Genomic DNA, 24,128 nt, shown 5'->3' with positions numbered 1-24,128 from the left:
GGCGCTCACGGCCCTCGGTCAGGGCGAGAATCGATCCGGGACCAGCACGGCCGCGCCCCGAACCCGGTCGTCGGCCAGATCCGTCAACGCTCGTTGCGCCTCGGACAACCGGTACCCGTTGGCGCTCACGCGGATCCGATGCTCGGCCGCGAACCGCAGGAACTCCCGCGCCTCCCGGCGGGTATTGGCGGTCACCGACCGGATCTCCCGTTCGTAGAACAGATGCCGTTGATAGTTCAGGGGCGGGACATCGGTCAGATGAATGCCCGCGAGCGACAGGATCCCACCACGGTCGAGCGCCTCGAGAGCCATCGGCCCCAATTCTCCCACCGGAGCGAACACGATCGCCGAATCGAGCGGAACCGGCGGCGCGTCGGCGGCACCTTGGACCGAGGCTGCCCCGAGTTGGGCAGCAAGGTGCGGCACACCCCGCACGCGCGGACCTCGACCAACAACTCACCGGCACCAGCGCGAGGTACAGCCGCAGGTGCGAACGTCAACGGCTTGTCGTGAATCGGACGCGGATCGCTCACCCGCCACGCCATCATCGTCTCGTCCGAATCCATGAGGCCTTCCCTCCCGGCGACAATCCGCGTCCGGACCTACATGTCCCGTGACCTACATGTCCCGAGACGACCGTCCCGGTATCGAGGATGAACCGAGCACGGGATGCACACACAACGAACACCGGCATACCAGCCGGAGAGCACGGGAAAATCTGCGGACCAAGGGCTCTTGCCGTCCGACCGGCGAACTCGTCACAGTGGAGGACAGATCGGTGCCCGCGCCCCACCGTCCGGTCCGGCCGACAGATGCACCGACCTGCACGCCAGGACGGGAGCGCAGATGGACGCGCAACATGTGATCGAGGTACGCGATCTGCACAAGCATTTCGGTCACGTCCACGCACTGGACGGGCTCGACCTCACGGTCGACGCCGGAGAGATCCACGGCTTCCTCGGCCCGAACGGCGCCGGCAAATCCACCGCCTTGCGGGTTCTGCTGGGGATTTTGCGGCCCACCTCCGGCTGGGTACGGATGCTCGGACGCGATCCCTGGTCCGAGGCGGTCACCCTGCACCGCGATGTCGCGTACGTGCCCGGCGATGTCACCTTGTGGCCGTCACTGACCGGGGGCGAAACGATCGACCTACTGGCCCGACTGCGCAGCGGACTCGACGAATACCGTCGCGACGAACTCATCGAGCGGTTCGCCCTCGATCCTCGCAAGAAGACCCGAAGCTACTCCAAGGGCAACCGACAGAAGGTCGCGCTGATCTCGGCGTTGTCGTCGCATGCGCGGATGTTGCTGCTCGACGAACCCACCTCCGGTCTCGACCCACTGATGGAGCAGGTCTTCCGCGAGTGCGCCCGCGAAGCAGTGGCGCGCGGTGCCACCGTCCTGCTGTCGAGCCACATCCTCTCCGAGGTCGAGGCGTTGTGCCACAAGGTGACGATCATCCGTGACGGCCGGACGGTCGACTCCGGCGCGGTCGAACAGATGCGCCACCTCGGACGCATGTCCATCACCGCCGAACTGGTCGGCGACCCCGGCGACCTGAGGCGGGTTCCCGGCGTCACGGATGTCGTCCTCGACGGCACCACGGTGCACTGCCAGGTCGACGAGGACGGCCTCGGTGACCTCGTCCGCCTGCTCGGCGACGCCGGTGTGCGCAGCCTGATCAGCACACCACCAACTCTCGAGGAACTGTTCCTTCGGCATTACCGGGTGGAGAACGGACCGCAGCACCGAGTCGCCACCGAAGTCGAGGAGCGGACATGACCACGATGCCGGCCCCTGTGTCCCTCCGCCCCAGACGGGCCCCAGGCACTCTCACCGGTACGACACAACTGGTGCGGCTGTGTCTGCGTCGCGACAGGATCGTGCTGCCCCTGTGGGTCCTGATCATCGGGGTGCTGTTGCCGACGACCTACGCCGGCAGCATCGAGTCGGTCTACCCCACCGCAGCAGACCTACAGCGCTTCGCTGTCGCGACCGCCGCCAGCCCGGCGCTGATCGCGATGTACGGGCCGATCTTCGCGGCTACGCCAGGGGCGGTGGCCATCTGGAAGGCCGGTGCGCTGTACACCGCGATCGGAGTCGCAGTGATTCTCACCGTCATCCGGCACACCCGTGCCGAGGAGGAGTCCGGACGATCCGAACTGGTCGATTCGACCGTCGTCGGCCGGTACGCCGAACTCACGGCCGCAGTGCTCGTCGCGGCCGGCGCGTCGATCGTCGTCGGAACATCGTTCGCGTTCGTGCTGTATCTGTACGACCTGCCCGCAGCCGGTTCGATCGGCTTCGGAAGTGCCCTGGCTGCATGCGGTCTGGTGTACACCGGGGTCGCCGCGATCGCCGCACAGCTGACCGCTTCGGCACGTCCGGCGCGCGGTATCGCGCTCGGAACCCTGGGGGTGTTCTTCGCGCTGCGCGCCGTCGGCGACGCCGGGACCGGGACGCTGTCGTGGCTGTCTCCACAGGGCTGGTCGCTGCAACTGCGCCCGTTCGCCGACGAACGCTGGTGGGTACTGCTACTGCACGCGGCCGTCACGGCAGTCACGGTCACCGCGGCCTATGTGCTGCTGCACCGCCGTGATCTGGGCAGCGGACTTCTCGCCGAGCGCCCCGGCGAACGGGTCGCCGGTCCGAGCCTGGCCGGACCTGTCGGACTCGCGTGGCGGATGCACCGCGGTTCCCTTGTTGCCTGGAGCATCGCGTTGTTCCTCTACGGACTGTTGTTCGGCAGTGCCGCGCACGGGCTCGGCGCCCAGTTCGGTGGCAACGAAGCCATCGACGAGATCATCGCCCGGCTCGGCGGCACAACCGTGCTCGAAGACGCATTCGTAGCGCTGGCGCTCACCATGTTGGGTATCGCCGCGTCGGCGTACGCCATCTCCGCCACCTTGCGACTGCACTACGAAGAAACCGCGCACCGCGCCGAGTCGGTCATCGCCGGCCGCGTCGGGCGACTCCGCTGGGTGCTGAGCCACCTGATGTTCGCGATGCTCGGACCGGCGGTGGCGCTGCTCGCGGCCGGTGTCGCCGTGGCGCTGACCTATGGTGCCGCGACCGGAGACATCGCCGGCACCGCACCCGGCTCGCTCGCCGGTGCTCTGGTGCAACTACCCGCGGTCTGGATCTGTGTCGGCGTCACCATGATGCTGTTCGGGTGGCTCCCACGGTTCACACCGGCCGCGTGGGCGGTCTACGTGATGTTTCTGCTGATCTTCAGCATCGGCTCGCTCACGGATCTTCCGCAGTGGGCCCTCGATGCGGAACCGTTCGGGCATCTGCCGAAACTGCCCGGAGCAACCTTCACCCCCGTGCCGGTGATGGGAGAAATCTTCCTCGCGGTCGTCCTGATCGTTGTCGGAGCGGTCGGATTCCGTCGCCGCGATCTGAGATGAGGGTCTCGACTCGGAGAGGTCGACGTATGCGTCAGCGCATCGAGGACTACGCGTTGATCGGAGACCTGCACACTGCTGCGCTGGTGGGTCGTGACGGGTCGATCGACTGGTTGTGCCTGCCACGCTTCGACTCACCTGCGTGTTTCGCCGCGCTGCTCGACGGGGACGAGGCGGGACGATGGTTGCTCGCTCCCGTGGAAGGCGGTTCCTGCACGCGGCGGGCGTACCGCCGCGACACCTTGATCTTGGAGACCGAATGGGTCACCGCCACAGGGTCGGTGCGGGTCACCGACTGCATGCCGGTGCGGCGACAGACCGCCGACGTCGTCCGTGTGGTCGAGGGCGTGACCGGATCGGTGAGGATGCAGACCGAGCTTCGGCTGCGGTTCGATTACGGGCACATCGTCCCGTGGGTCCGCCGAGTCCCGGGATGCCTGACCGCCGTCGCCGGTCCCGATGCCGTCTGGCTCCGCACTCCGGTGCCGCTGCGCGGGCACGATATGCGAACCACCGGACAGTTCGACATCCACGCCGGAGACACCGTTCCGTTCGTGCTCACCTACGGTCTGTCCTACGAGCACGCACCCCGGCCGCTCGATGCACGCCAGGCGATCTTCGATACGGACAGGTACTGGACCGACTGGATCGACTCGTGCGATTACAGCGGGGAGCACACCGACGCGGTACGTCGTTCGCTCATCACCCTCGAGGCTCTGACCTATCGTCCGACCGGGGGCATCGTGGCGGCGGCCACCACCTCGCTACCCGAGCAGATCGGTGGCAGCCGCAATTGGGACTATCGATATTGCTGGCTCCGCGACGCCGCCTTCACTCTGCAAGCTCTGCTCGGTTGCGGATTCGTCGCAGAGGCCAAGGCATGGCGCAACTGGCTGGTACGGGCAGTTGCGGGAAACCCCGCGGACCTGCAGATGGTGTACCGGCTCGACGGAGCACGACGAGTGCCAGAATTCGCCCTGCCGTGGTTGTCCGGTTACAACGGTTCCGCACCCGTGCGCGTCGGCAACGCCGCCGCCGAGCAGTTCCAACTCGACGTGTGGGGCGAGGTACTCGACTGTCTGCATCTGGCCCGCGAGAACGGCCTGCGCGGCGACCCCGCATGGGACATCGAAGTTGCCCTGCTCGACTTCCTCGAAGGTCACTGGCACGAACCCGACAACGGACTGTGGGAGATACGCGGTCAGCCACGCCCGTTCGTGCACTCCAAGGTGATGGCCTGGGCAGGAGTGGACCGCGGCGTCCGAGCCGTTGAGCGGTTCGGCCTCCCCGGACCGGTCGATCGGTGGCGCGCGCTGCGCGAACAGATCCGAACCGAGATCCTGCAGGAAGGATTCGATGCACGCCGCGGCACCTTCACCCAGTTCTACGGCAGCCGCGGGGTGGATGCGGCGCTGCTGCTCATACCCCGCACCGGCTTTCTGCCGTGGGACGACCCCCGCGTGGTCGGCACCGTGTCGACGATCGAGCGTGAGCTGGGCCGGGACGGATTCATCCTGCGCTACCGCCCCGAGCTCGAGCAGGTCGACGGCATCGCCGAACCCGAGGCGACATTCGTGGCGTGCAGCTTCTGGCTCGCCGACGCGCTGTACGGCGCCGGTCGCGTTCACGATGCCCGCGAGCTGTTCGAACGCGTGCTGTCGGTGCGCAACGACGTCGGGTTGTTCGCCGAAGAGTACGACCCCGACGCGCGTCGCCAACTCGGCAACGTCCCCCAGGCCTTCAGCCACGTAGCGTTGGTCAACACCGCGCGGCACCTGTCCGGTTACCGCGTCGGCACCCATCGCCCTGCCCCGCGGTGACGTTGGGGAGCGTCCATGCGTCGATATCCGCTCTGCGGAGGTGTCTACCTTCGGGACACTCCGTCGAAGGAGACTCGGATCCTGTCGCCTTCTGCACGTCTCTTCGCGTCCGCATCCGTTCAGCGAACGTGGGTGTGCTCCATCAGCAGCAAGACGAGTGTCGTATGCCGTCGGTCAGGAACTACCGAACCCGTTTTGCTGCAGCACATGTCGATCATGGTGCCACATCCGATGTTGGTGGCCTTGCTCTCTGCGCCACTCCCGACGTCCATGATCTTGCTGCCCCTGCCAGGGACCGGCGCGGTCACAGTCTGTTTGGCTCGAATGCTCTGTTGTCCTGCCTGGGCCACCGGATGACCGCTCTCTGCAAGACGCGAGCCGCGCCGGCGCCCCGGTTTCCGGCCAGGAGCAGACGAAACCTGGTACACAACAGATTTGGCGCCGTTATGCACCTGTGCGCGAACCGTATCCGAGTTCTTCCCCTACCCGGAGCAGACTGCGAACCTGCCGAGTTCATGTGAACGCCCTGGACCGGACACGGCCGTCCAGGTAAGACCAGGACCGGGCACAGAGAAACAGGCCCGTGACCCGATGGTGCGCTGGATCTGCGGGTCGAGCACCCCCACTTCATCGCTGAGGCCACATGCCAGCCGGACACCCGACGGCCGTCGGGTGCCGAATGGAGGATCTCGTACTACATGGGCATGTGCATCATCGGCATCCCACCCATCATGTGCAGCCACATCATCAACTGGTGGAGCACCATATGCGCTTGGTCCATCATCGTCATCATGTTCACCGCCGCGCACCGCCCTTCCCGGGTCGTCGGGCCGAGAACTTCGACCCACGCCCACGTCCCATCGTCCTCCTCGGTGCGGCCGATTCACACCGCTGTTCACCCGTGATCCGAGTGCACACCTGCGCGCCCGAAAAGCGCGCTTTCCAGACCTGCTGAGAATGCTTGGAGGTCGAGAGCCGACAAGATGCCATTTTGTTGGATCCGCCCGAACTCGCCCCCGCATCGGCATACGCACTCGAATACTGAGGTCATGTCGACTGTCAGCGGCCTTCCGGCGCATGTACTGCTCGTCCATTTCATGGTGGTCCTCACTCCGGTGACCGCAATCCTCGTTGCAGTGTGCGGAGTGTGGCCCGCTGCCCGACGTCAACTCATCTGGCTGACCGTCGCTCTCGCGACCGTCGTACTGGCCCTGACTCCGGTGACCACGGACGCCGGTGAATGGCTCGAAGACCACGTCGAACGATCAGCGGCCGTGCACACCCACACCGAACTGGGCGACACGATGGTCTACTTCGCCACAGTTCTGTTCCTCGCCACCCTGATTCTTGCCGCGCTTCATCTCCGAGAACGAACAACTCGACCGTCCACGCTGCTCCGAGCGGTCGCAGCCGCACTGGCGCTCGTCACTGCCGCCGCAATGATCGTGCAGATCTACCGGGTCGGCGAATCCGGTTCACGCGCAGTGTGGGGCGATATCGCGGCGTCCTCGAATGCGGCCGCGCAGACACGGCAATCCCCCGCCGACAGCAACCATGCACACCCGGCACGCAGATACGACCTCGGTATCCGCTGGACCCGACCATGACCGATTCGGACGGTGATCCACCGGACCAGTCCGATCCGGAGCGAGTTCCGGATCCCGACCCCATCGCCGCCGCCGAACAGGCTGCGGCCGCACTGAGCAACGACCGCTCCCCTCGCGGCACACTCGGTCCCCGATTCGATCGCCACTCCCCCTTCTTCACCGGAATGACTGCCGCGGCGGGCGCGCTCACCACCGTATTCGTTGTCGGTGGCGCCGCACTCATGGCATTGGTGGCCGCGGCGATTCCTGCGTTGACCGAACAGGCATCGGCGCTGATCGCTGCCGCCCCGCACTACTTCGAACAACTCACCGAGCCGTCGTCATGGCTCGGCCGTCTCAATGCCCGCTTCGACCTACAACACCGGTTGACCCAGTTCTGGGGCGGCGCAGGCACATCGGTGCTCGGAGACATCGTCACCGCCGGTCAGGCCGTGTTCACCGCCTTGACCGACACCCTCATCGTCACGGTACTGACCGTCTATTTCCTCGCCGATCTCCCCCGCTTACGTGCCACCCTCTATCGGTTCGTCCCGCACTCACGGCGCCCCCGGGCGATTTTGCTCGGCGACGAGATCTTCGCGAAGGTCGGCTCCTACGTCCTCGGCAACATCCTCATCTCCCTGATCGCCGGGATCGCGGTGGCCGCTGTGGCATTGACGGTCTCGGCGCCGGTGTGCGTGACCACGATCGTGTTCTTCATCGCCTTCCGCCTCGGGGAGGACTACCTGCTCATTTCCAAGATCATCGGACGCTCGGTCGAGGTACCGGCTCTGAGTACCCTGATCGCCGTCCTGATCGGCGGCGCCCTGCTGGGCTTGGTGGGAGCGCTGGTGGCGATTCCCTTCGCCGCGGCGGTGCACCTGATCGCACAGGAAGTGCTCTTCCCACGTCTCGACCGCGGCTGACCGCCGCCACCGCAATAAGCGGACCGGTCGTCAACTACGCCGCAGGGTCGCACGCCGGGCGAGGAACTCGTCCTCGTCGATCTCACCGCGAGCGAAGCGTTCGGCGAGGATCCGTTCGGCGTCATGATGAGCCGGGCGTTCCGGTTCGGGGCGGCCTGAAGCGGCGGGCCGGCGGACCAGATAGATGCCGTAGACGGCAAGGCCGACGATCGCCGACCAGAACAAGACGAACATCACCATCATCAGCAGCCAGCCGCCCCATCCGGCGCCGTACCAACCGTGCATGGCTTTCGCCTCTCGTTTCGGTGTCCTCACGGCTCTCACTCGCGAGGGAAAGGGAGCCGGTGCCGGTGCACGAGTGCTCACAGCGACACTCGGCCCCGACCCGGCACTCGGCAAGCGGCAGCCGGACCCGTCGATCCGCCCCCGACTCGGATCGGCGGGTTCGTGTCGATGCTTCGCCACGTTTCACGCTAGGCTCGGTTTCTGATGAATCGAGCAGGAGATCCTGAGAATTCCGAAAGGCGCCGAGACGGTCTTACCCTTGCTGGACGGGGACTCTTTGCGAGCGTCGGATATCCGTCGGCACGCGCATCTCGGTAGCGTCGGCAATATCCGCTAGTGCACCCCCAGATAAGCAGGAGGGGCGCGATGACTGCTGCGTCACCGACACCGGCGACGTCGTGGATGACGCGTGTGCGTGCCCGGGCGGAGTCCGTGTTTCTCGTCGTGACCGTCACCGCCCTGGTCGCAGGTGGTCTGGCCTGGATCCTCGGCGATAGTGCGGTTGCCGACATCTGCTGGATTTTCGGCACCCTCATCGCGATTGTGCCCGCGACCTGGTGGGTGATCGGTGCACTGCGGCGGGGCCGGGTGGGGGTGGATCTAATCGCGGTGTTGTCGCTGGTCGGCACGTTGGCCGTCGGTGAGTACGTGGCCGGCGCGCTGATCGCGGTGATGCTCGCATCGGGACAGGCACTCGATGCTGCTGCCGAACGCCGTGCCACCACGGATCTGCGGGCGTTGCTCGAGCACGCTCCCCGCACCGCCCGCCGTCGGGTCGGTGACGCACTCGAGGTGGTACCTCTCGAGGTGATCGTTCCCGGCGACAGGATCGTCGTCGGGCCGGGTGAGGTGGTGCCCATCGACGGGTGGGTCGCGTCCGAGGTTGCGGTGCTCGACGAGTCGGTGCTCACCGGCGAGCCGATACATGTGCAGCGCCGGACCGGCGAGTTGGTGCGCAGCGGAATCGTCAACGCGGGCGCGGCGTTCGAGATGACCGCCCGCGCCACCGCCGAGGACAGCACCTACGCCGGCATCGTGCGCCTCGCTCGTGAGGCCGCCGCCGAAAGTGCCCCGGTGGTGCGCATCGCGGACCGGGTCGCCGCCTGGTTTCTGCCGTTGACGATGGTGGTGGCCGCGCTCGCGTGGTTGGCCGCAGGGTCGGCAACTCGTGCCGTGGCGGTGCTGGTGGTGGCCACCCCGTGTCCTTTGCTGCTCGCCGCCCCGGTCGCGATCGTCTCCGGCCTGTCCCGCGCGTCCCGATTGGGTGTGGTCATCCGCAGCGGTGGGGCGCTCGAAAATCTCGGGCAGGCCCGAACACTGATGATGGACAAGACCGGCACCCTCACCAGCGGGCGGCCCACCGGAACCGATATCGTCACCGCCGCCGGCCAAGACGCGGTGGAACTGTTGCGCCTGGCCGCCTCCGCCGATCAGCTGTCTCCTCATGTCCTTGCGGAGGCGATCGTGCAGGAGGCGAGAAAACGCAGGTTGACGTTGTCGATGCCCACCGGGGTCGTCGAGCAGGCCGGCACCGGCGTGAGCGCCACCGTAGACGGTCACCGCGTGAGCGTCGGCGCTCTCGCTCTGCCCACCGACCCTCCGGGCTGGGCACGGGCGGTGGCGAACCGGGCGGCGCTCGATGGTGCCGTGATCGCCTGGGTCACGGTCGACGGGGATCTCGCGGGTGCGCTGCTGCTCGTCGATCCGCTGCGACGCGACGCCGCCCGCACCCTGCGACGACTGCGCGCCGCCGGACTGAACCGGCTCGTGATGCTCACCGGGGACCGGCGCGAGCCCGCCGAAGCCGTCGGGTCGGTGCTCGGACTGGACGCGGTGTGTGCCGAGCAGACCCCGGCCGACAAGGTCGCCGGCGTCCGCGCTGAATGCCGTTCGGCGGTGACGGTCATGGTCGGCGACGGAGTCAACGACGCTCCGGCCCTCGCCGCGGCGACCGTCGGGGTCGCGATGGGTGCACGCGGTTCGACGGCCAGTTCCGAGGCCGCGGACATCGTGCTCACCGCCGACCGCCTCGGCCGGCTCGCCGACGCGATGGTCATCGCCCGACGCTCGCGGCGCATCGCCGTGCAGAGCGCCGTGATCGGGATGGGCCTGTCACTGGTTGCGATGGGTTTCGCTGCATTCGGCTATCTGCCTCCGGCGGTGGGGGCGCTGTTGCAGGAGGCGATCGATGTCGCGGTGATCGTCAATGCCCTGCGCGCTCTGCGCAGCGATCGTGCCCGTGCACCGGCTCTGCGCGAGGACACCGCGGCGATGGTGCACCGGTTCTCGGCCGAACACGAGGTGCTGCGCGACCACCTGTCGGTGCTGCGCGAGACCGCCCAATTGCTCGCCGACGGTGATCTCGTCGCCGCCCATGCGGGGTTGCGGCGGGTGGACACTTTTCTGTTCGACACCTTGCTGCCGCACGAGCGCGCCGAAGACACCGAGTTGTATCCCGCGCTCGCAGAGCCGTTGGGCAGCGGTGAAGCGACCGCGACGATGAGCCGGATGCATGCCGAGATCGATCGGCTCAGTCACCGGCTGCGGGCGCAGCTCGCCCAGGCCGATGCGGCCGGGGGTCTACACCCCGACCAGTGCGAGGAACTCCTCGCCGACCTCTACGGTCTGTCGGCGCTGCTCCGCCTGCACTTCGTGCAGGAGGAGGAGAACTATTTCACTCTTGCTCCCGAGGCGGACTCGGCGACCGGCCCGGAACGCCTGTAGGTGCAGACGCTCACCCCACCATGAGTAACCGAAGATCACGGAGATCCTGACGCTGCGGTCGGCGGCGGCACCGGCTGATGGGTGCTGAAGCGTGCGGCGCGACGGTGGATGCGGTGTTCGTGGCCGCGCCACCGAAGCGGCGGCAGGTGGCGTATGGGTTCGGAGTAGAACAGCCGCTTGGCGCTCTCGACGAGCACCAGGTACCCGCAGATCAACCCGATGAGAGTGAGGAAGAACCCGATCGGCAGCGGGGTGAAGCCGAGATCGTCGGACCACGGGGAAAGAGTCAGACCGATGCCGACGATGAGCACCCCGGCCACCGTGGCGACCAGCGTGCGACCGGGGCGGCTGCGGAAGAACGGGGTGCGTCGGGTACGGATGGCGAACACGATCAAGGTCTGGGTCGCCAAGGATTCGACGAACCATCCGGTGCGGAACAGCTCGGGGCCGGCATGGAACATTCCGATCATGATGCCGAAGGTCAGAAAGTCGAACAGGGAGCTGATCGGCCCGAAGAAGAGCATGAACCGTCGGATGAACGCGATGTCCCAGTGCGAAGGGGCGTGCAGTTGTTCGGCATCGACCCGGTCGGAGGGGATGGCGAGTTGGCTGGTGTCGTAGAGCAGGTTGTTGAGCAGGATCTGGCTCGGCAGCATCGGCAGGAAGGGCAGGACCGCCGATGCGGCAGCAGCACTGAACATGTTGCCGAAATTGCTCGATGTGCTCATCAGCACGTACTTGATCGTGTTGGCGAAGGTGCGGCGCCCTTCGGTGACCCCGTCGGCCAGAACCCCGAGGTCCTTCTCCAGCAGCACCACATCCGCGGCGTCCTTGGCCACGTCGGTGCCGGCGTCGACGGAGACGCCCACATCGGCTGCGTGCAGTGCCAGTGCATCGTTGACGCCGTCCCCCAGGAAAGCGACGGATCGGCCGTGGGTGCGCAGGGTGCGCACCAGTCGCGCCTTCTGCTCGGGTGACACCCGGGCGAAGATCGTCGCGTTCCGTGCGATATCGACGAACTGCTCGTCGTCGAGTGCGGCGAGTTCGGCGCCGGTGACGCTGCCGCCGGATTCCAGTCCCAGTTCGGCGCAGACCTTCTCGGCGACCTTCGGGTTGTCGCCGGTCGCGACCTTGACGGTGATGCCCAGTTCCGCCAGGCGGGCCAGGGAGGGACCCGCCGAGGCCTTCGGTTCGTCCACGAAGGCCAGGAACCCGCTCAAGTGCAGGTCGCTCTCGTCGTGTCGCTCGATTCGGTCCCGGCCCGGTGGGAGCGTTTTCGTCGCGACGGCGACCACCCGACTGCCCTGCGCGAACAACCCGTCCAAGGCCTGGTGATCGGTGGCGTCGACCTGCCGGCAGCGGGCGAGCACCGATTCGGGTGCGCCCTTGACCATCAGGGTGGGGACGCCATCGGGGGCGCGGACGAGTACCGAGGTCATCCGTCGGGTGTGGTCGAAGGGCAAGGTGTCCAGGTGCCGGTACCGCTCGGCCACCGGCCCGGCCTGCCCCGCCGCGACCCACAGGGCGGTGTCCATGGCGTTGGCGGCGAGCCGGGTGCCCGAGCCGGTGTCGGTCTCGGTGGCGAGCAGTCCGTGTACCAGCGTCGTGTCGGCGTCAGCACCAGAGGTGGGCAGGGCTCGGTCGAAGGTGATCCGGCCGTCGGTGAGGGTGCCGGTCTTGTCGGTGAGCAGGATATCGATGTCACCAAGGTCTTCGATGCACACCAGCCGTTTGACGAGTACCCGACGCGCCGCCAGGCGACGGGATCCGCTCGCCAGTGCGGTGCCGACCACCGCGGGGAGCAGTTGTGGAGTGATGCCGACCGCGATCGCCAGAGCGAACAGCAACGATTCGATCAGCGGACGGTCCAGCAGCAGGTTGGTAAGCACGATCATCGAGGTCAGGACCACTGCGACCTGCAGCAGCAGCACCGAAAACCGGCGCAACCCCCGCTGGAAGTCGGTTTCCGGTTCCCGGTGACCGAGCCCGACAGCGATACGCCCGAACTCGGCGTCGGCGCCGGTGGCGACGACGACCCCGGTCCCGGTGCCGGCATGCACCACGGTTCCCATGAACGCGCAGTCGGCCAGGTCGGCGAGCGCCGCCCCCGCCGGTTCGATCGCGGTCGACTTGCAGGCCGGTTCGGATTCGCCGGTGAGCACACTCTCGTCACATTCGAGATCGGTCACCTCGAGCAGACGCAGATCGGCCGGAACGATGTCCCCGAGAACCAGTCGCACCACATCACCCGGCACGAGATCGATGACATCGATCCGGACCGGTTGTCCGTCGCGCAGGACGACGGTGGTGTGCCGCACCCGTGAATGCAGAGCTGCAGTGGCACGTTCGGCGCGGTATTCGTTGACGAAGCCGAGACCGACACTGGCTATGAGGATCACGCCGATAACGACGGCATCGGTGCGGTTTCCGAGAAAGAACGACGCAGCCGCCGTGACGATCAACAGCACCAGCAAGGCGCTGCGCAACTGCCGTGCAAGTACCGCCCACACACTCACGCGGTAACTACGCACCGCATTCGGACCGACCTGGGCGCGGCGACGGGCCGCGGTCTCCGCGCTCAGACCAGCCGGTGAGGATCCGAGCCGGACCAGCACCTCCGGCACGGGTAGGGCAGCTGCGACGGCCGGGGTCATCCGCAGACTCGCGACGTCCTGCGCGGCATCCGTTCGGTCGCTGCGGGATGTTCGTGTCATCGCGCCTGTGCCCGCCTTCCGATTCCCATGAGGAGTGAACCTCGAAGGGCCATACCCCGATCATGACCCGTCCAGGAGGTGGGGGCGTCGAAAACGGAAGGCGCTTCGGACGGTGGCGATACCGATCAGCGAGCAGGATGGACCCGAGACCGCCGGATCACATCGGCCACGGAGCCGTGTCGACCGACGGTGCCAGGTCGAGCACTGTCCCGGTAGTGGCGCCCCCGTCGACGACGAATTCGCATCCGGTCGAATAGCTGGCCTCGGTGACGATGAACCGCACCATCCGGGCCACCTCCTCGGGGGTACCGAACCGGGCGATCGGCTGATCCGCGGCCACGGCTCGGTCCATCTGGGCGGTCATCGGGGTCTCGATCGGTCCCGGGTGCACCGAACACACCCGCACGCCGTCGGAGGCGAACTCGAGCGCGGCGGTCTTGGTCAGCCCGCGCAGCGCCCATTTGCTGGCACCATACGCTCCGAGTCCGGCGTAACCGGTCAGCCCGGCGATCGAGGAGATGTTGACGATCGAGCCATGGCTGCGGCGCAGGGCCGGACCTGTGACATGCATTCCCAGCCAGGTGCCGACCAGGTTGACCTGCAGGACATGCTCGAATTCTGCGCGGTCCTGTTCCTCGATGGTGCCGACCGCCAGGATGCCGGCGTTGTTGATCAAGGCGCGGAGAGGACCGACGGATTCGGCGACGTCGAGCGCTCGACGCCAGTCCTGTTCGTCGGTCACGTCCAGGTGGGTGAATCTCGCCTCGCCTCCGAGATCGGTTGCGGCCTGAGTGCCTTCATCGTCGAGGATGTCCGCGATCACCACATTCGCGCCGGTATCGGCGAGTTGTGTGGCAACAGCGGCGCCGATACCGCGGCTCCCGCCGGTCACGAGCACGGATCCCTGTACTGGCATTGTCATGATGTCGCTCCTTCATCGAATCGGAGGTGCCGGCACGCGGGAATCGACGCGGTGCCGAGCCTGAGATGAGCGGATGTGATCGAGGCTCGAGCACGGCGCTGCCGAGCGGCAGGAAGGTGCGCCGGCGTTCAGCGAGCGACCATCATCGGGCACGACACCGAATGCAGCAGGGCCCGACTGGTCGACCCGAGCAGCATGCCCGTAAAACCCCCGCGGCCCCGGCTTCCGACTACCAGAAGCTGTGCGCCGTTGGCGTACTCGCGTAGGCGCCGGGTGGGCCGATCCATCGCTACCACCGACCGCACGTACACGTCAGGGTACTGTTCGGCGTATCCCGCGAGACTTTCGGCAAGGACGACGCGCTCCTGGACCCCGGTGTCACCCGATTCCAGGCGATGAAAGGGAATCGGTATCTCGATATCGGACCAGACATGCACCGCGAGTAGGTCCACGCCCCGCAAGGACGCCTCCTCGAAGGCCACCGCCACCGCCCGCTGACTGTGTTCGGAGCCGTCGACCCCAACGACAACCGGCCCGGTGATGTCCAGAACCGGCAGGTACGGCAGGTCCCGCACGACGACCACCGGGCAATGCGCATGGGTCACCACCGCGGCGCTGACCGATCCCAGCAGTGCACGTTCGAGTGCATTGTGCCGACCAGCGCCGACGACCACCATGATTGCCGAGGTGGACCGTTCGACTAGTTCCGAGGCGGGTGGTCCGGTGCACAGATGGGTGTCCATCTCGGGCGCCCATGTGGTGTTCTGTGCGTACTTGACCGCCTCGTCGAGGCGCCGCCTACCGTCCGCTTCTTCCTGTTCGAAAAAGGCGGCGGGCATACCCACCGGTATTCCGGCGAAACCGCGACCGGGTACCGTCGTCACCAGCGACAACACGGCATTCCGTAGTGCGGCTTCCCGTGCTCCCCAGACCACGGCCTCGAGCGAGGCATCCGATCCGTCGACTCCCACGACGATCGACCGATGTGCGGACATGACGACCCCCTCGGGTCCGGACCGAGCCGGTGTGCTCGTGTGCCGTCCCCTCATCGTCGTCCTGTCCCTCGGCAGGGCCTAGGGGACAAGGTCCTTGCTCGGCTCACGCCGGTCCTGCGGTGTCGCCGGCGGCCTGTCCTGCAGTGGTGAGTGTCGGCGACGTCGCCCAGCGTCTGTTGTTCGGATCAGCATGGCATCACTCCCTCGCCACGAGCCGTGCGCACGGCTCGTGCCCCACGTTCGTTCGCCATCATCGGCGTCGAGTACCCATCGCGGCCCGGCCCCGAGATCTTCACCCCCTCCGTTGTGCGGTGAGTACCTCGGTTCTGTCGGTTCGACGGCACCGACACAGGAGCAGGAGGACACTTCCTCCAAGGCCCTGTAACGAGATCGGGAAGGTGCAGATCTGTCCACGCCCACGCGATAGGAGCGGTCCTGCAGGGATGAAGCCGATGAGCGACCCGACGACCGACACAGCCGGACACGATGTGCCCGTCGATCCCCTCGAATCTCTCGATCGCCTACTGCGGGATCTCCGCTCGTCCCGGACCGGCTTGTCCACTCGCGAAGCGCAACGGCGCCTGGGCGTGTCCGGCTTCAATGAGCTGGTTCGCCGCCGCCGCGAAGGCTGGTGGCGGGCACTGGGCCGGCAACTCGTCCATCCGCTCGCCTTGCTGCTGTGGATCGCGGCGGTGCTCGCGGCGGTGTCCGGATCGGCTCCCTTGGGGGCGGCGATCCTGGTGGTGATCGCCCTCAACGCCGCGTTCGCGTTCGTGCAGGAACGCCACGCCGATCAGGCCGTCGAGGCGCTCGCCGCCTATCTGCCCCAGCGTGCCCGGGTTCTGCGCGACGACATCGAAACGGAGATCGACGCGCGGGAGCTGGTACCCGGTGATGTCATCGTGGTCTCCGAGGGAAACCGGGTCTCCGCCGATGCACGTCTGCTCGACGGCGTCGCCGAAATCGACGCCTCGACACTGACGGGGGAATCGGCGCCGGTGCGGGTGAGCGCGGACAGCGCCGACAGTCATGTCCCATTGATCCACGCCCGTGATCTGGTGTTCAGCGGCACGACGTGCGTCACCGGGGAGGCGACGGCGGTGGTGTTCGCCACCGGTATGAACACCGAACTCGGCCGGATCGCCGCGTTGTCCCAGCGCGGCGGCCATCAGGAAAGTCCCCTCGAGAGGCAGGTCAAGCGGGTCGCCTGTCTGATCGCCGTCGTGGCCATCGGGATGGGTGCGGCGTTCATTCCACTCGGCACGCTGCTGGCCGGACTGTCTCTGGGTGATTCGGTGACCTTCGCGATCGGATTGATCGTCGCCAATGTCCCCGAAGGACTACTTCCGACGATCACTCTCGCGCTGGCCGTGGGCGTGCGCCTGTTGGCCCGGCAAGGTGCACTGGTCAAGCGGATCTCGGCGGTCGAGACGCTCGGTTCGACGAGTGTGATCTGCACCGACAAGACCGGGACGTTGACCGTGAACCGGATGACCGTAACGCAGGTGTGGACCAGTCAGGGGATCGTCGACTTCGACTCTCTCCCTGAATTGTCCGTGCCGGATCCGGTCGCGGAGCGGTTACTGAGGGCGGCGGTGTGGTGCAGTAACGCGGAACCGGCACCAGCCGTGGGCACCACGCGCATCGGGGAACACGAAACGGACACCGGTATCGGTGATCCGACCGAACTCGCACTGCTCGAAGCCGCCGCGCGTCTCGACATCAAACCCCGCCGCGACAAGGACGGCAGGCTGACGCAGTTCCACTTCGATCCCGCGCTGCGGCGGATGTCGACGATCGATCGTGTCGGCCACACCGTCGTCGTACACACCAAAGGCGCCCCGGAGGAAGTCCTCGCCCGCTGCGCCCATCTCGCCGAAGCCACCGGCACCAGACCGTTGACGGACGCCGATCGCACTACGATCGAGGCGATCATCGCCGATTGGGCGCGACGAGGTCGGCGACTATTGGCGATCGCCGAACGCCCTCTCGGACCGTCCGAAGTTCCGGCAGATCTGACCCGGGATCAGGCAGAGCAGGGTTCGACGTTGCTCGGGATCACCGCGATGATCGATCCGCCCCGCCCCGAGGTCCCCGAGGCCGTGGACCGCTGCCATTCGGCGGGAATCCGCTTGATCGTCGTCACCGGCGATCATGCGCTCACCGCCCGGGGGATCGCCGAGAGCGTGCACATCGGGCACCGGGGTCTGCGGGTGATCGGCGGAGACGAAGCGGACGCGATGTCCGATCGGGAACTCGACGCCACCCTGGCCGGGGACGACGAGATCGTCTTCGCCCGTAGCTCCCCAGAGTCGAAACTACGCATCACCGACGCTCTGCAGGAATCGGGGCATATCGTCGCAATGACCGGCGACGGCGCCAACGATGCGCCGGCCTTGCGGCAGGCCGATATCGGGGTGGCGATGGGACACTCGGGCACCGATGTCGCACGCGAAGCCGCGGTGATGGTCCTTGTCGACGACAATTTCGCCTCGATCGTCGGGGCCATCGAAGCGGGCCGTCGTGTCTACGACAACGTCCGCAAGTTCATCGTCTACATCTTCGCGCATGCCACCCCCGAGGTCGTGCCGTTCCTCGCCTATGCCCTCACCAGCGGCGCGATCCCCCTGCCGCTGACGATCATGCAGATCCTTGCGGTCGATCTCGGCACCGAGACTCTTCCGGCGTTGGCGCTCGGTCGGGAGAACGCCGAACCGGACCTGATGCGACGCCCCCCTCGGCCCCGGTCGCAGCCGGTGATCGACGGCCCCATGCTCGCCCGGGCCTGGGGGCTGCTCGGTGGCATCTCCGCCGTCCTGGTGATGGCATTGTTCCTGCTCACCCTGCACATCGGCGGATGGACCTTCGGCGCTGACACCAGCACGGGTGAACTGCACCACACCTGGCAGCAGGCAACAACGATGACCTTCCTCGGTATCGTGGCCTGTCAGATCGGCACCGCCATGGCTGCCCGTACCAGCCGCAGCTCCCTCATCCGTATCGGCTTGACTACCAATCCGATGCTGCTGTGGGGCATCGCCTTCGAAATCGTGTTCGCGGCAGCCGTCGTAGTTCTTCCGCCGTTGCAATCCGTCTTCGGTACCGCGGTGCCGCAACTGTGGTTGCTGGCACTGTTGATCCCCCTGCCGGTGATCGTGTGGGGATGCGACGAGGCCTTCCGCTGGTGGTTACGAACCCACCGTTGACAGGTCGTTCACTCCACTGCCGAGGACCACTGTGCTTCGGCAGATTCTGGGGGACGTGCGACCGTTGGACCGGAGTCGAGAACACCGTGTCCGGGACACAGCGCCTCATCGCCTCGTTGCACACCGTCCGGTGGGCACTCGCGCACGCGCGCATGAGGGACCGCGCGGACTGAACGATGGAATCTTCTCGGTGTCGGTTCAGGGAGCGGAGCGGTCCACCGAGGCTGTGAAGCCTCCGTCACTGCGCGCATCGGCGAGGGTGATCTTCACTTCTACGATTGGTCCCGGCGCGCTGCCGTTTCGCGACCAGCCCATGTCCCGAAGGACCTGCAGCATCGTGGTGTTCTCCGAGAGCACGAATGCAGACAGGTGCCGAATCCCGTGTGCCCAGGCGATACCGACCAGACGTTGCAGCAGAGCGGTTCCGATGCCGTGATGTTGCATGGGGTGACTGACAGCGACCGCGCATTCCGCCGATACCCCATCGGAGGCGGAGCCAGGATCGGGATCGAGCACGGTGTAGTTCGCGACACCGACGACCGTCCCATCGTCGAACGCCCCCAGGCTCACATGCCTATCGTCCTGCCGACACAGCATTTCCACCAGTTCGTCGACGTGACGCGGGGCCACCGTGAAGAACCTCATATAGGTGTCATGTTCGGTGAGATGCTCGTGCAAAGCTCGCACGGCGCCCTCGTCCTGCGGACCCAACGGCCGAATGACCAGGTCGGCCCTGACCGACTGCTGTGTAGTGGTCCCCATCGGATACATCCCTCCGAAAGCTCGGCGATGACCGTCCTGTTCCCGGACCCACCCGCACATGCGGCCCCGGCTCATGGCCACGAGTCTGACATACGATTCGCCTCATGCGCTGACCAGTCTCGCCGCACCCGCCACATACTCGTCCGTTCACGACCACCCTTTCGGGACGCGACGGTCATCGGCACCGTTCGGTTGTGAAAGACTTTGCCCCAACGGCCATATCGTCGCATCGAGTCTCGATACGGAGAAGGCACTCGATACGGAGGAGGTATCGCATGCCCCGGCCACTCTCGATTGCTCGCGTCGCCCGTCCTATCGGCGCACCCTGACACGCTCTGTCCGAGCTCGAGGGCACCGCTGAGCGGTCCGCCCCAGCTATGACCACACTCCTGCCACCTGCTGCACGTCGCCGGATCGACCACGCGGCACGCCGAGGGCCGCAGCCGCACGACTCGAGATGTCCGGGCAGATCCGGCTCGGTTCTCGGAGACCGTTCACCGCCGTCCAACTCCTCGCTCCGAGGACCGGGTTCATCGGGGCTGCGACAACTCGGATCGGCCGCGCGTCCGTAGCGGGGTACGACTGTTTCACTGCCGGGCATGACCATCGCCTCGCCGGTCCCCGCGCGACAGATCCCGTTTGGTGGTTACTTCGCGTCGACGGCGATGGTGCGCGGGATTCGCCCGAGGACCAGCAATCCGGGCAGGCCGGCCGACGACGGGTCAGCGAACAAGCGCAGTTCCGGAGGGTGGGGTTGAGCCTTGCCCGACAGGCGGGCGGGGATGCCACGCATGAAGAACGATGTCGTCGGTAGGAAATCGTCGTCCACCGCATTCACGCGCTCGTGTCGAACAGGTCCTTGCACAGGTGCATATTGGGACGCATACTCCGCACACGGTGCAGGACGTGGTTCGTCCGCCGTTGCAGTCCGTCTTCGGTACCGCGGTGCCGGAGCTGTGGTTGCTGGCTCTGATGATCCCGCTGGCGGTGATCGTGTGGGGATGCGACGAGCTGCCCCAAATGGGGGCGTCGGACTCGAAACGGAGCGCAACGCCGATGAAGCACCAACCGATGAAACGCTGGCTGGCGAGGTGGATCGCGGTGGTGACGGCAGGAGAAGCGGTGGGTTTCGCTGTGCCTGCCGCCATCGGTGTCCTCACGCGGGATTCCGCGTCGGCATTTCCCTTGCTCCTGGTCGCCGGTGCCGTGGAAGGAGCGATCCTGGGACTCTCGCAGGCGACGGTACTGCACGGGCAATTGCCATATTTGTCGAAACGGAGATGGGTGGTGCTCACAGCTGCAGCGGCGATGTCGGCGTACGCGATCGGGCTGTTGCCCTCCACCCTCGCGGCGTGGTGGACGAGTTGGCCGCTGATCGTGCAGGTGCTCTTCTTCGGAGCGGGGCCTGTCGTCCTGCTGATATCGATCGGCCTCGCTCAATGGCTCGAACTGCGCCATCATCTTTCCGGCGCGACATGGTGGATACCCGCCACCGCTCTCAGCTGGCTTGTCGGTCTCGCTGTCTTCTTTGCGGTGGCCCCACCACTCTGGCATCCCGACCAATCCCCTGCTCTCGCAGTGACGATCGGACTCGTCGCCGGCGTCGGCATGGCATTTGCCATGGCGGCGGTGACGGGCTGGGCCATGACGGTCCTGCTCAGGCGGCAGACCTCCTCCGTCTCCCGAGCTGCGGAGTCTCGACAGGGGCGACCGTGAACGCAGTCGACGAGATTCCTTGCAGAACTCCGCCGGATCGGCTTCACTGGTCTCCAATGGAGGGGAGTATCCCCCAACTGTCTCGTCGTCACGACGGCCCGGTGATCCGGTCCCGGCGAACGGGCCCGCCTCGGGCGGGCGGGAAAGACCTCCGGTTGATCATGAACCGGAGGTGTGTCGATGACTGTTCCGTTCTGGGCGTGGGCCGCGGTGCTCGGCTTCATCGTGGCCATGCTTGCGATCGACCTGTTCGCCCACCGCTGCGCCCATGTGATCGGGGTACGCGAGGCGGCGGTCTGGTCGGCCGTCTGGGTCGGCTTCGGGATCGGGTTCGGTGTTCTGATCTGGCTCAACGCCGGCGCGGAGTTCGGCCGGCAGTACTTCGCGGGGTACCTGATCGAGAGATCCCTCGCAGTGGACAACGTCTTCGTGTGGGCGATCATCTTCACGTACTTCGCGGTTCCTCGCCGGTTGCAGCACCGGGTGCTTTTCCTCGGGGTACTGGGAGCGTTGGTCTTCCGTGGTCTGTTCATCGCTGCCGGGTCGGTGCTGATCGCCAGTTTCGGGGCGATCCTGTATCTGTTCGCAGCGTTTCTGATCGTCACCGGCTGTCGGATGCTGCGCCGCCGCGACGAGCACCTCGATCCGGAACGCTCGCGCACGTTACGCCTGTTCCGCCGCTACGTACCGATGACCGACGCCTTCTACGAGCAGAAGTTCTTCGTTCGGATCGGTGGCACACTGCTGGCCACTCCCCTGCTGGCGGTGCTGGTACTGGTAGAGGTCACCGATATCGTCTTCGCCGTCGACTCCATTCCGGCGATCTTCGCGGTCACCGACATTCCGTTCCTGGTATTCACGGCCAACGCGTTCGCCATCCTGGGCCTGCGAGCGATGTACTTCCTTCTCGCCGATCTGATCCACCGCTTCATCTACCTGAAGGTCGGCCTGGCGCTGGTACTCGTCTGGGTAGGAATCAAGATGGCACTGAAGATCGACGTGTTCTACATCCCCACCACGATCTCGTTGGCCGTGGTGACCACGATCATCGGCGTCTCCGTTGCTGCGAGTCTGTACGTCACCCGCGGCCGGGGACGCCAGGCCCCTCCGGTCACTGAGACTCCGTTCCGCAGCGCCACTGCGGCGGAACTCGCTGCCGCAGCACCCCTATGGACGCGGACACGCACACGTTTCCCGGCTCGACCGGACGACACCGACACCGACACCGACACCGGGTCTCGGACTTCGGCGACCCGCTCCGACAACTGACCGGAACAAGGATTCATTCGCGTGCCACCATGTCAGCGAGGCACGGGGAGGACATTCACATGCTCGACGACATCGAGACCCTACTGGTGAAGCGGAAAGAGGTCGGAGCTCGCATTGGTGGGGCGCGTTTGTGGGAGAAGTGGACTCCGGGACTGAGCGCGAGTCTCGCCGACCCGCAGCGGCAGATCGAAAACGACGGTTGGAAACAGGTCGCTCTCGGATCCGAGGCATGGGATCTGACGTATCGACGCTCTGTCGAAGTGCCCACCGGGTAGAGGGCGCCGATCTTCACGCCTGCGCGCGGCGGGCGCGGTCGAGCAGGATGCGTTGCTCCGCTCGCGCCACCGTCCGCCTCGTCTGCGCCGCGGCGTCGGGCGTAACCGACACGGAGGTGATACCGCGCCGGACGAGATGTTCCGCCAGGTCGGTGCTCGTCGACACGGCCTGACCGCACAGCGACGTCGTCAGTCCCGCGGCCGACGCGCGCTCGATGATGTGATCGATCGCGTCGAGCACCGCCGGGTCGAGGGTGTCGAACAGGTCCTTGCACACCTCCGAGTCCCGATCGACCCCGAGCATCAACTGCGTGAGGTCGTTGGTTCCGATGGACACGCCATGGATCCCGAGCTTCGCGTACTCCGGCAACCAGTAGACGACCGACGGGACCTCGGCCATGATCCAGCGCAGCATACGCTGGTCGGAGCCGAGCGGATGCCGGTCGAGTTGGGCGAGGCAGTCCCGCAGTTCCCAGCGGGTGCGCACGAACGGAATCATCAGGTGCACGTTCCGGTGCGTGCTCCGAACCCGGTGCAGCACATCGAGATCCAGGGAGAACAGTTCCGGATCCCGCACGTACCGGAAACACCCGCGGTAGCCGATCATCGGGTTCTCTTCGTGGGGCTCGACCTCACCACCCTCGAGATCGGCGAACTCGTTGCTGCGCAGATCGATCGCGCGATACACCACCGGACGCGGCGCGAACGCCGCCGCGATCCGCGCGACGCCACCCGCCATCTTCTCCACGTACTCGTCGCGACGACCCTGCGCGATCATGTGCGAGGGGTGCTCCCCCGCGAGCGCTTCGGTGATCATGAACTCGGCGCGCAGCAGACCGACGCCGTCGACATCGGTCGCGGCGACCGCCTCCGCGGCGTCGGGGGTGGCGAGATTGACATACACCGACGTCGCGGTGACCGTTGCAGCGTCGCTCACCACCATCGGAGGCCCCTGACCCGCCGCCTGTTGCCGGGCCACGGTACGCACCGCACCGTCGAACACCGTCCCGGCGTCGCCGTCGACGGTGATCAGCTGCCCGTCACTCAGATCGATCGTCGCGGTCCGGGCACCGACCACGACAGGTTTGCCGAGTTCACGTCCGACGATCGCCGCGTGGCAGGTGATACCACCACCGTCGGTGACGATGCCGCCGGCACGCCGCAGGATCGGCAGCCAGTCCGGGCGGGTCATCGGGGCAACGATGATCTCCCCGTCGGTCAGGCGTGTGCCGTCCGCCAGTTCATGAAGGACCCGCACCCGTCCGGTCGCCGAACCGGGACCGGCACCGAGGCCGGTCAGCAACGGTCGCGCCTCACCGTTTCCAGACGGTCCCGCCGTCGCGTTCCCCGCCGCCGCAGGCTTGTCGAGGGTGGTGATCGGACGGGTCTGCACGATCCACAACTCGTCGTTGGCGAACGCGAACTCGAGGTCCTGGGGGCGCCCGTAGTGTTCCTCGACTCCGGCGGCCAGGCGCGCGACGCGCAGGAGTTGCTCGTCGTCGAGCACCCGGGTGCGGCGCG

Annotated in this window: 17 protein-coding genes and 1 pseudogene; 10 read left to right on the top strand and 8 right to left on the bottom strand. The window is 66.6% G+C overall.

All coding sequences use genetic code 11. The annotated features are described in order from the left end of the window. Nucleotides 1-18 precede the first annotated feature (18 nt). Nucleotides 19-417: pseudogene (locus tag ACPCXD_RS22270) on the bottom strand (hypothetical protein); the annotation flags it as partial. Between the two features lie 429 nt (nt 418-846). Here ACPCXD_RS22270 and ACPCXD_RS22265 point away from each other — a divergent pair. The 5 genes from ACPCXD_RS22265 (at nt 847) to ACPCXD_RS22245 (ending at nt 7,739) form a co-directional block, all read left to right on the top strand. Then, nucleotides 847-1,782 carry an ABC transporter ATP-binding protein gene (locus tag ACPCXD_RS22265; RefSeq protein WP_120282718.1) on the top strand — a complete coding sequence of 312 codons (936 nt, stop codon included), beginning with the start codon at nt 847-849 and terminating at the stop codon, nt 1,780-1,782. Then, nucleotides 1,779-3,410, top strand: coding sequence for an ABC transporter permease (locus ACPCXD_RS22260; RefSeq protein WP_229564859.1), 1,632 nt, complete (start codon nt 1,779-1,781; stop codon nt 3,408-3,410). The genes ACPCXD_RS22265 and ACPCXD_RS22260 overlap by 4 nt, the downstream gene beginning before the upstream one ends. Before the next feature lie 26 nt (nt 3,411-3,436). Continuing rightward, complete coding sequence (locus ACPCXD_RS22255) at nt 3,437-5,227, top strand: glycoside hydrolase family 15 protein (RefSeq protein ID WP_145692014.1); 1,791 nt, start codon at nt 3,437-3,439, stop codon at nt 5,225-5,227. A gap of 1,049 nt (nt 5,228-6,276) precedes the next feature. Then, on the top strand, nt 6,277-6,834 hold the full coding sequence (locus ACPCXD_RS22250) for a DUF2231 domain-containing protein (protein ID WP_145692015.1): 558 nt from the start codon (nt 6,277-6,279) through the stop codon (nt 6,832-6,834). Further along, the gene (locus ACPCXD_RS22245) at nt 6,831-7,739 is read left to right on the top strand and encodes an AI-2E family transporter (RefSeq protein WP_423661156.1); all 909 of its coding nucleotides are present in this window, start codon (nt 6,831-6,833) and stop codon (nt 7,737-7,739) included. The genes ACPCXD_RS22250 and ACPCXD_RS22245 overlap by 4 nt, the downstream gene beginning before the upstream one ends. Before the next feature lie 30 nt (nt 7,740-7,769). On the opposite strand, the gene ACPCXD_RS22240 is transcribed toward ACPCXD_RS22245, so the two are convergent. Next, entirely contained in the window at nt 7,770-8,024 is a 255-nt protein-coding gene (locus ACPCXD_RS22240) for an SHOCT domain-containing protein (protein WP_145692017.1), read from the bottom strand. Nucleotides 8,025-8,426: 402 nt separating this feature from the next. Between ACPCXD_RS22240 and ACPCXD_RS22235 the strand changes: the two genes are divergently transcribed. Further along, nucleotides 8,427-10,748, top strand: a complete 2,322-nt coding sequence (locus ACPCXD_RS22235) for a heavy metal translocating P-type ATPase (RefSeq protein WP_229568325.1) — start codon at nt 8,427-8,429, stop codon at nt 10,746-10,748. A gap of 35 nt (nt 10,749-10,783) precedes the next feature. Here the strand turns inward: ACPCXD_RS22235 and mgtA are convergent, their stop codons facing one another. The 3 genes from mgtA to ACPCXD_RS22220 form a co-directional block, all read right to left on the bottom strand. Further along, nucleotides 10,784-13,462 (bottom strand): magnesium-translocating P-type ATPase, encoded by a 2,679-nt coding sequence (gene mgtA, locus ACPCXD_RS22230; RefSeq protein WP_390889775.1) that lies wholly within the window; start codon nt 13,460-13,462, stop codon nt 10,784-10,786. A gap of 157 nt (nt 13,463-13,619) precedes the next feature. After that, nucleotides 13,620-14,384, bottom strand: coding sequence for an SDR family NAD(P)-dependent oxidoreductase (locus ACPCXD_RS22225; RefSeq protein ID WP_120282715.1), 765 nt, complete (start codon nt 14,382-14,384; stop codon nt 13,620-13,622). A 128-nt stretch (nt 14,385-14,512) separates the two neighbouring features. Further along, the gene (locus tag ACPCXD_RS22220) at nt 14,513-15,379 is read right to left on the bottom strand and encodes a universal stress protein (RefSeq protein WP_145692018.1); all 867 of its coding nucleotides are present in this window, start codon (nt 15,377-15,379) and stop codon (nt 14,513-14,515) included. Nucleotides 15,380-15,822: 443 nt separating this feature from the next. Here ACPCXD_RS22220 and ACPCXD_RS22215 point away from each other — a divergent pair, with 443 nt between their 5' ends. Next, a complete protein-coding gene (locus ACPCXD_RS22215) occupies nt 15,823-18,585 on the top strand; it encodes a cation-translocating P-type ATPase (protein WP_423661155.1) in 2,763 nt (920 codons plus the stop codon). A gap of 198 nt (nt 18,586-18,783) precedes the next feature. Here ACPCXD_RS22215 and ACPCXD_RS22210 read toward each other — a convergent pair whose 3' ends face one another. After that, complete coding sequence (locus ACPCXD_RS22210; RefSeq protein ID WP_254072889.1) at nt 18,784-19,347, bottom strand: GNAT family N-acetyltransferase; 564 nt, start codon at nt 19,345-19,347, stop codon at nt 18,784-18,786. A 646-nt stretch (nt 19,348-19,993) separates the two neighbouring features. Then, nucleotides 19,994-20,176, bottom strand: coding sequence for a hypothetical protein (locus tag ACPCXD_RS22205; RefSeq protein WP_183070702.1), 183 nt, complete (start codon nt 20,174-20,176; stop codon nt 19,994-19,996). A gap of 116 nt (nt 20,177-20,292) precedes the next feature. On the opposite strand from ACPCXD_RS22205, the gene ACPCXD_RS22200 reads away from it, so the two are divergent. The 3 genes from ACPCXD_RS22200 (at nt 20,293) to ACPCXD_RS22190 (ending at nt 22,607) form a co-directional block, all read left to right on the top strand. Further along, a complete protein-coding gene (locus ACPCXD_RS22200) occupies nt 20,293-21,063 on the top strand; it encodes a hypothetical protein (protein ID WP_229568222.1) in 771 nt (256 codons plus the stop codon). A 180-nt stretch (nt 21,064-21,243) separates the two neighbouring features. Beyond that, complete coding sequence (locus ACPCXD_RS22195) at nt 21,244-22,332, top strand: TerC family protein (protein ID WP_423661154.1); 1,089 nt, start codon at nt 21,244-21,246, stop codon at nt 22,330-22,332. Between the two features lie 59 nt (nt 22,333-22,391). Beyond that, a complete protein-coding gene (locus tag ACPCXD_RS22190) occupies nt 22,392-22,607 on the top strand; it encodes a hypothetical protein (RefSeq protein WP_145692022.1) in 216 nt (71 codons plus the stop codon). A gap of 13 nt (nt 22,608-22,620) precedes the next feature. Here ACPCXD_RS22190 and ACPCXD_RS22185 read toward each other — a convergent pair. Continuing rightward, nucleotides 22,621-24,128 (bottom strand): putative PEP-binding protein (locus tag ACPCXD_RS22185; RefSeq protein WP_423661153.1); only part of this gene is annotated, 1,508 nt, incomplete at its 5' end.

The organism is Rhodococcus sp. AB351 (genome assembly GCF_049538275.1).
Taxonomy (GTDB): domain Bacteria; phylum Actinomycetota; class Actinomycetes; order Mycobacteriales; family Mycobacteriaceae; genus Rhodococcus.
This window is presented reverse-complemented; position numbering and strand designations above follow the sequence as displayed.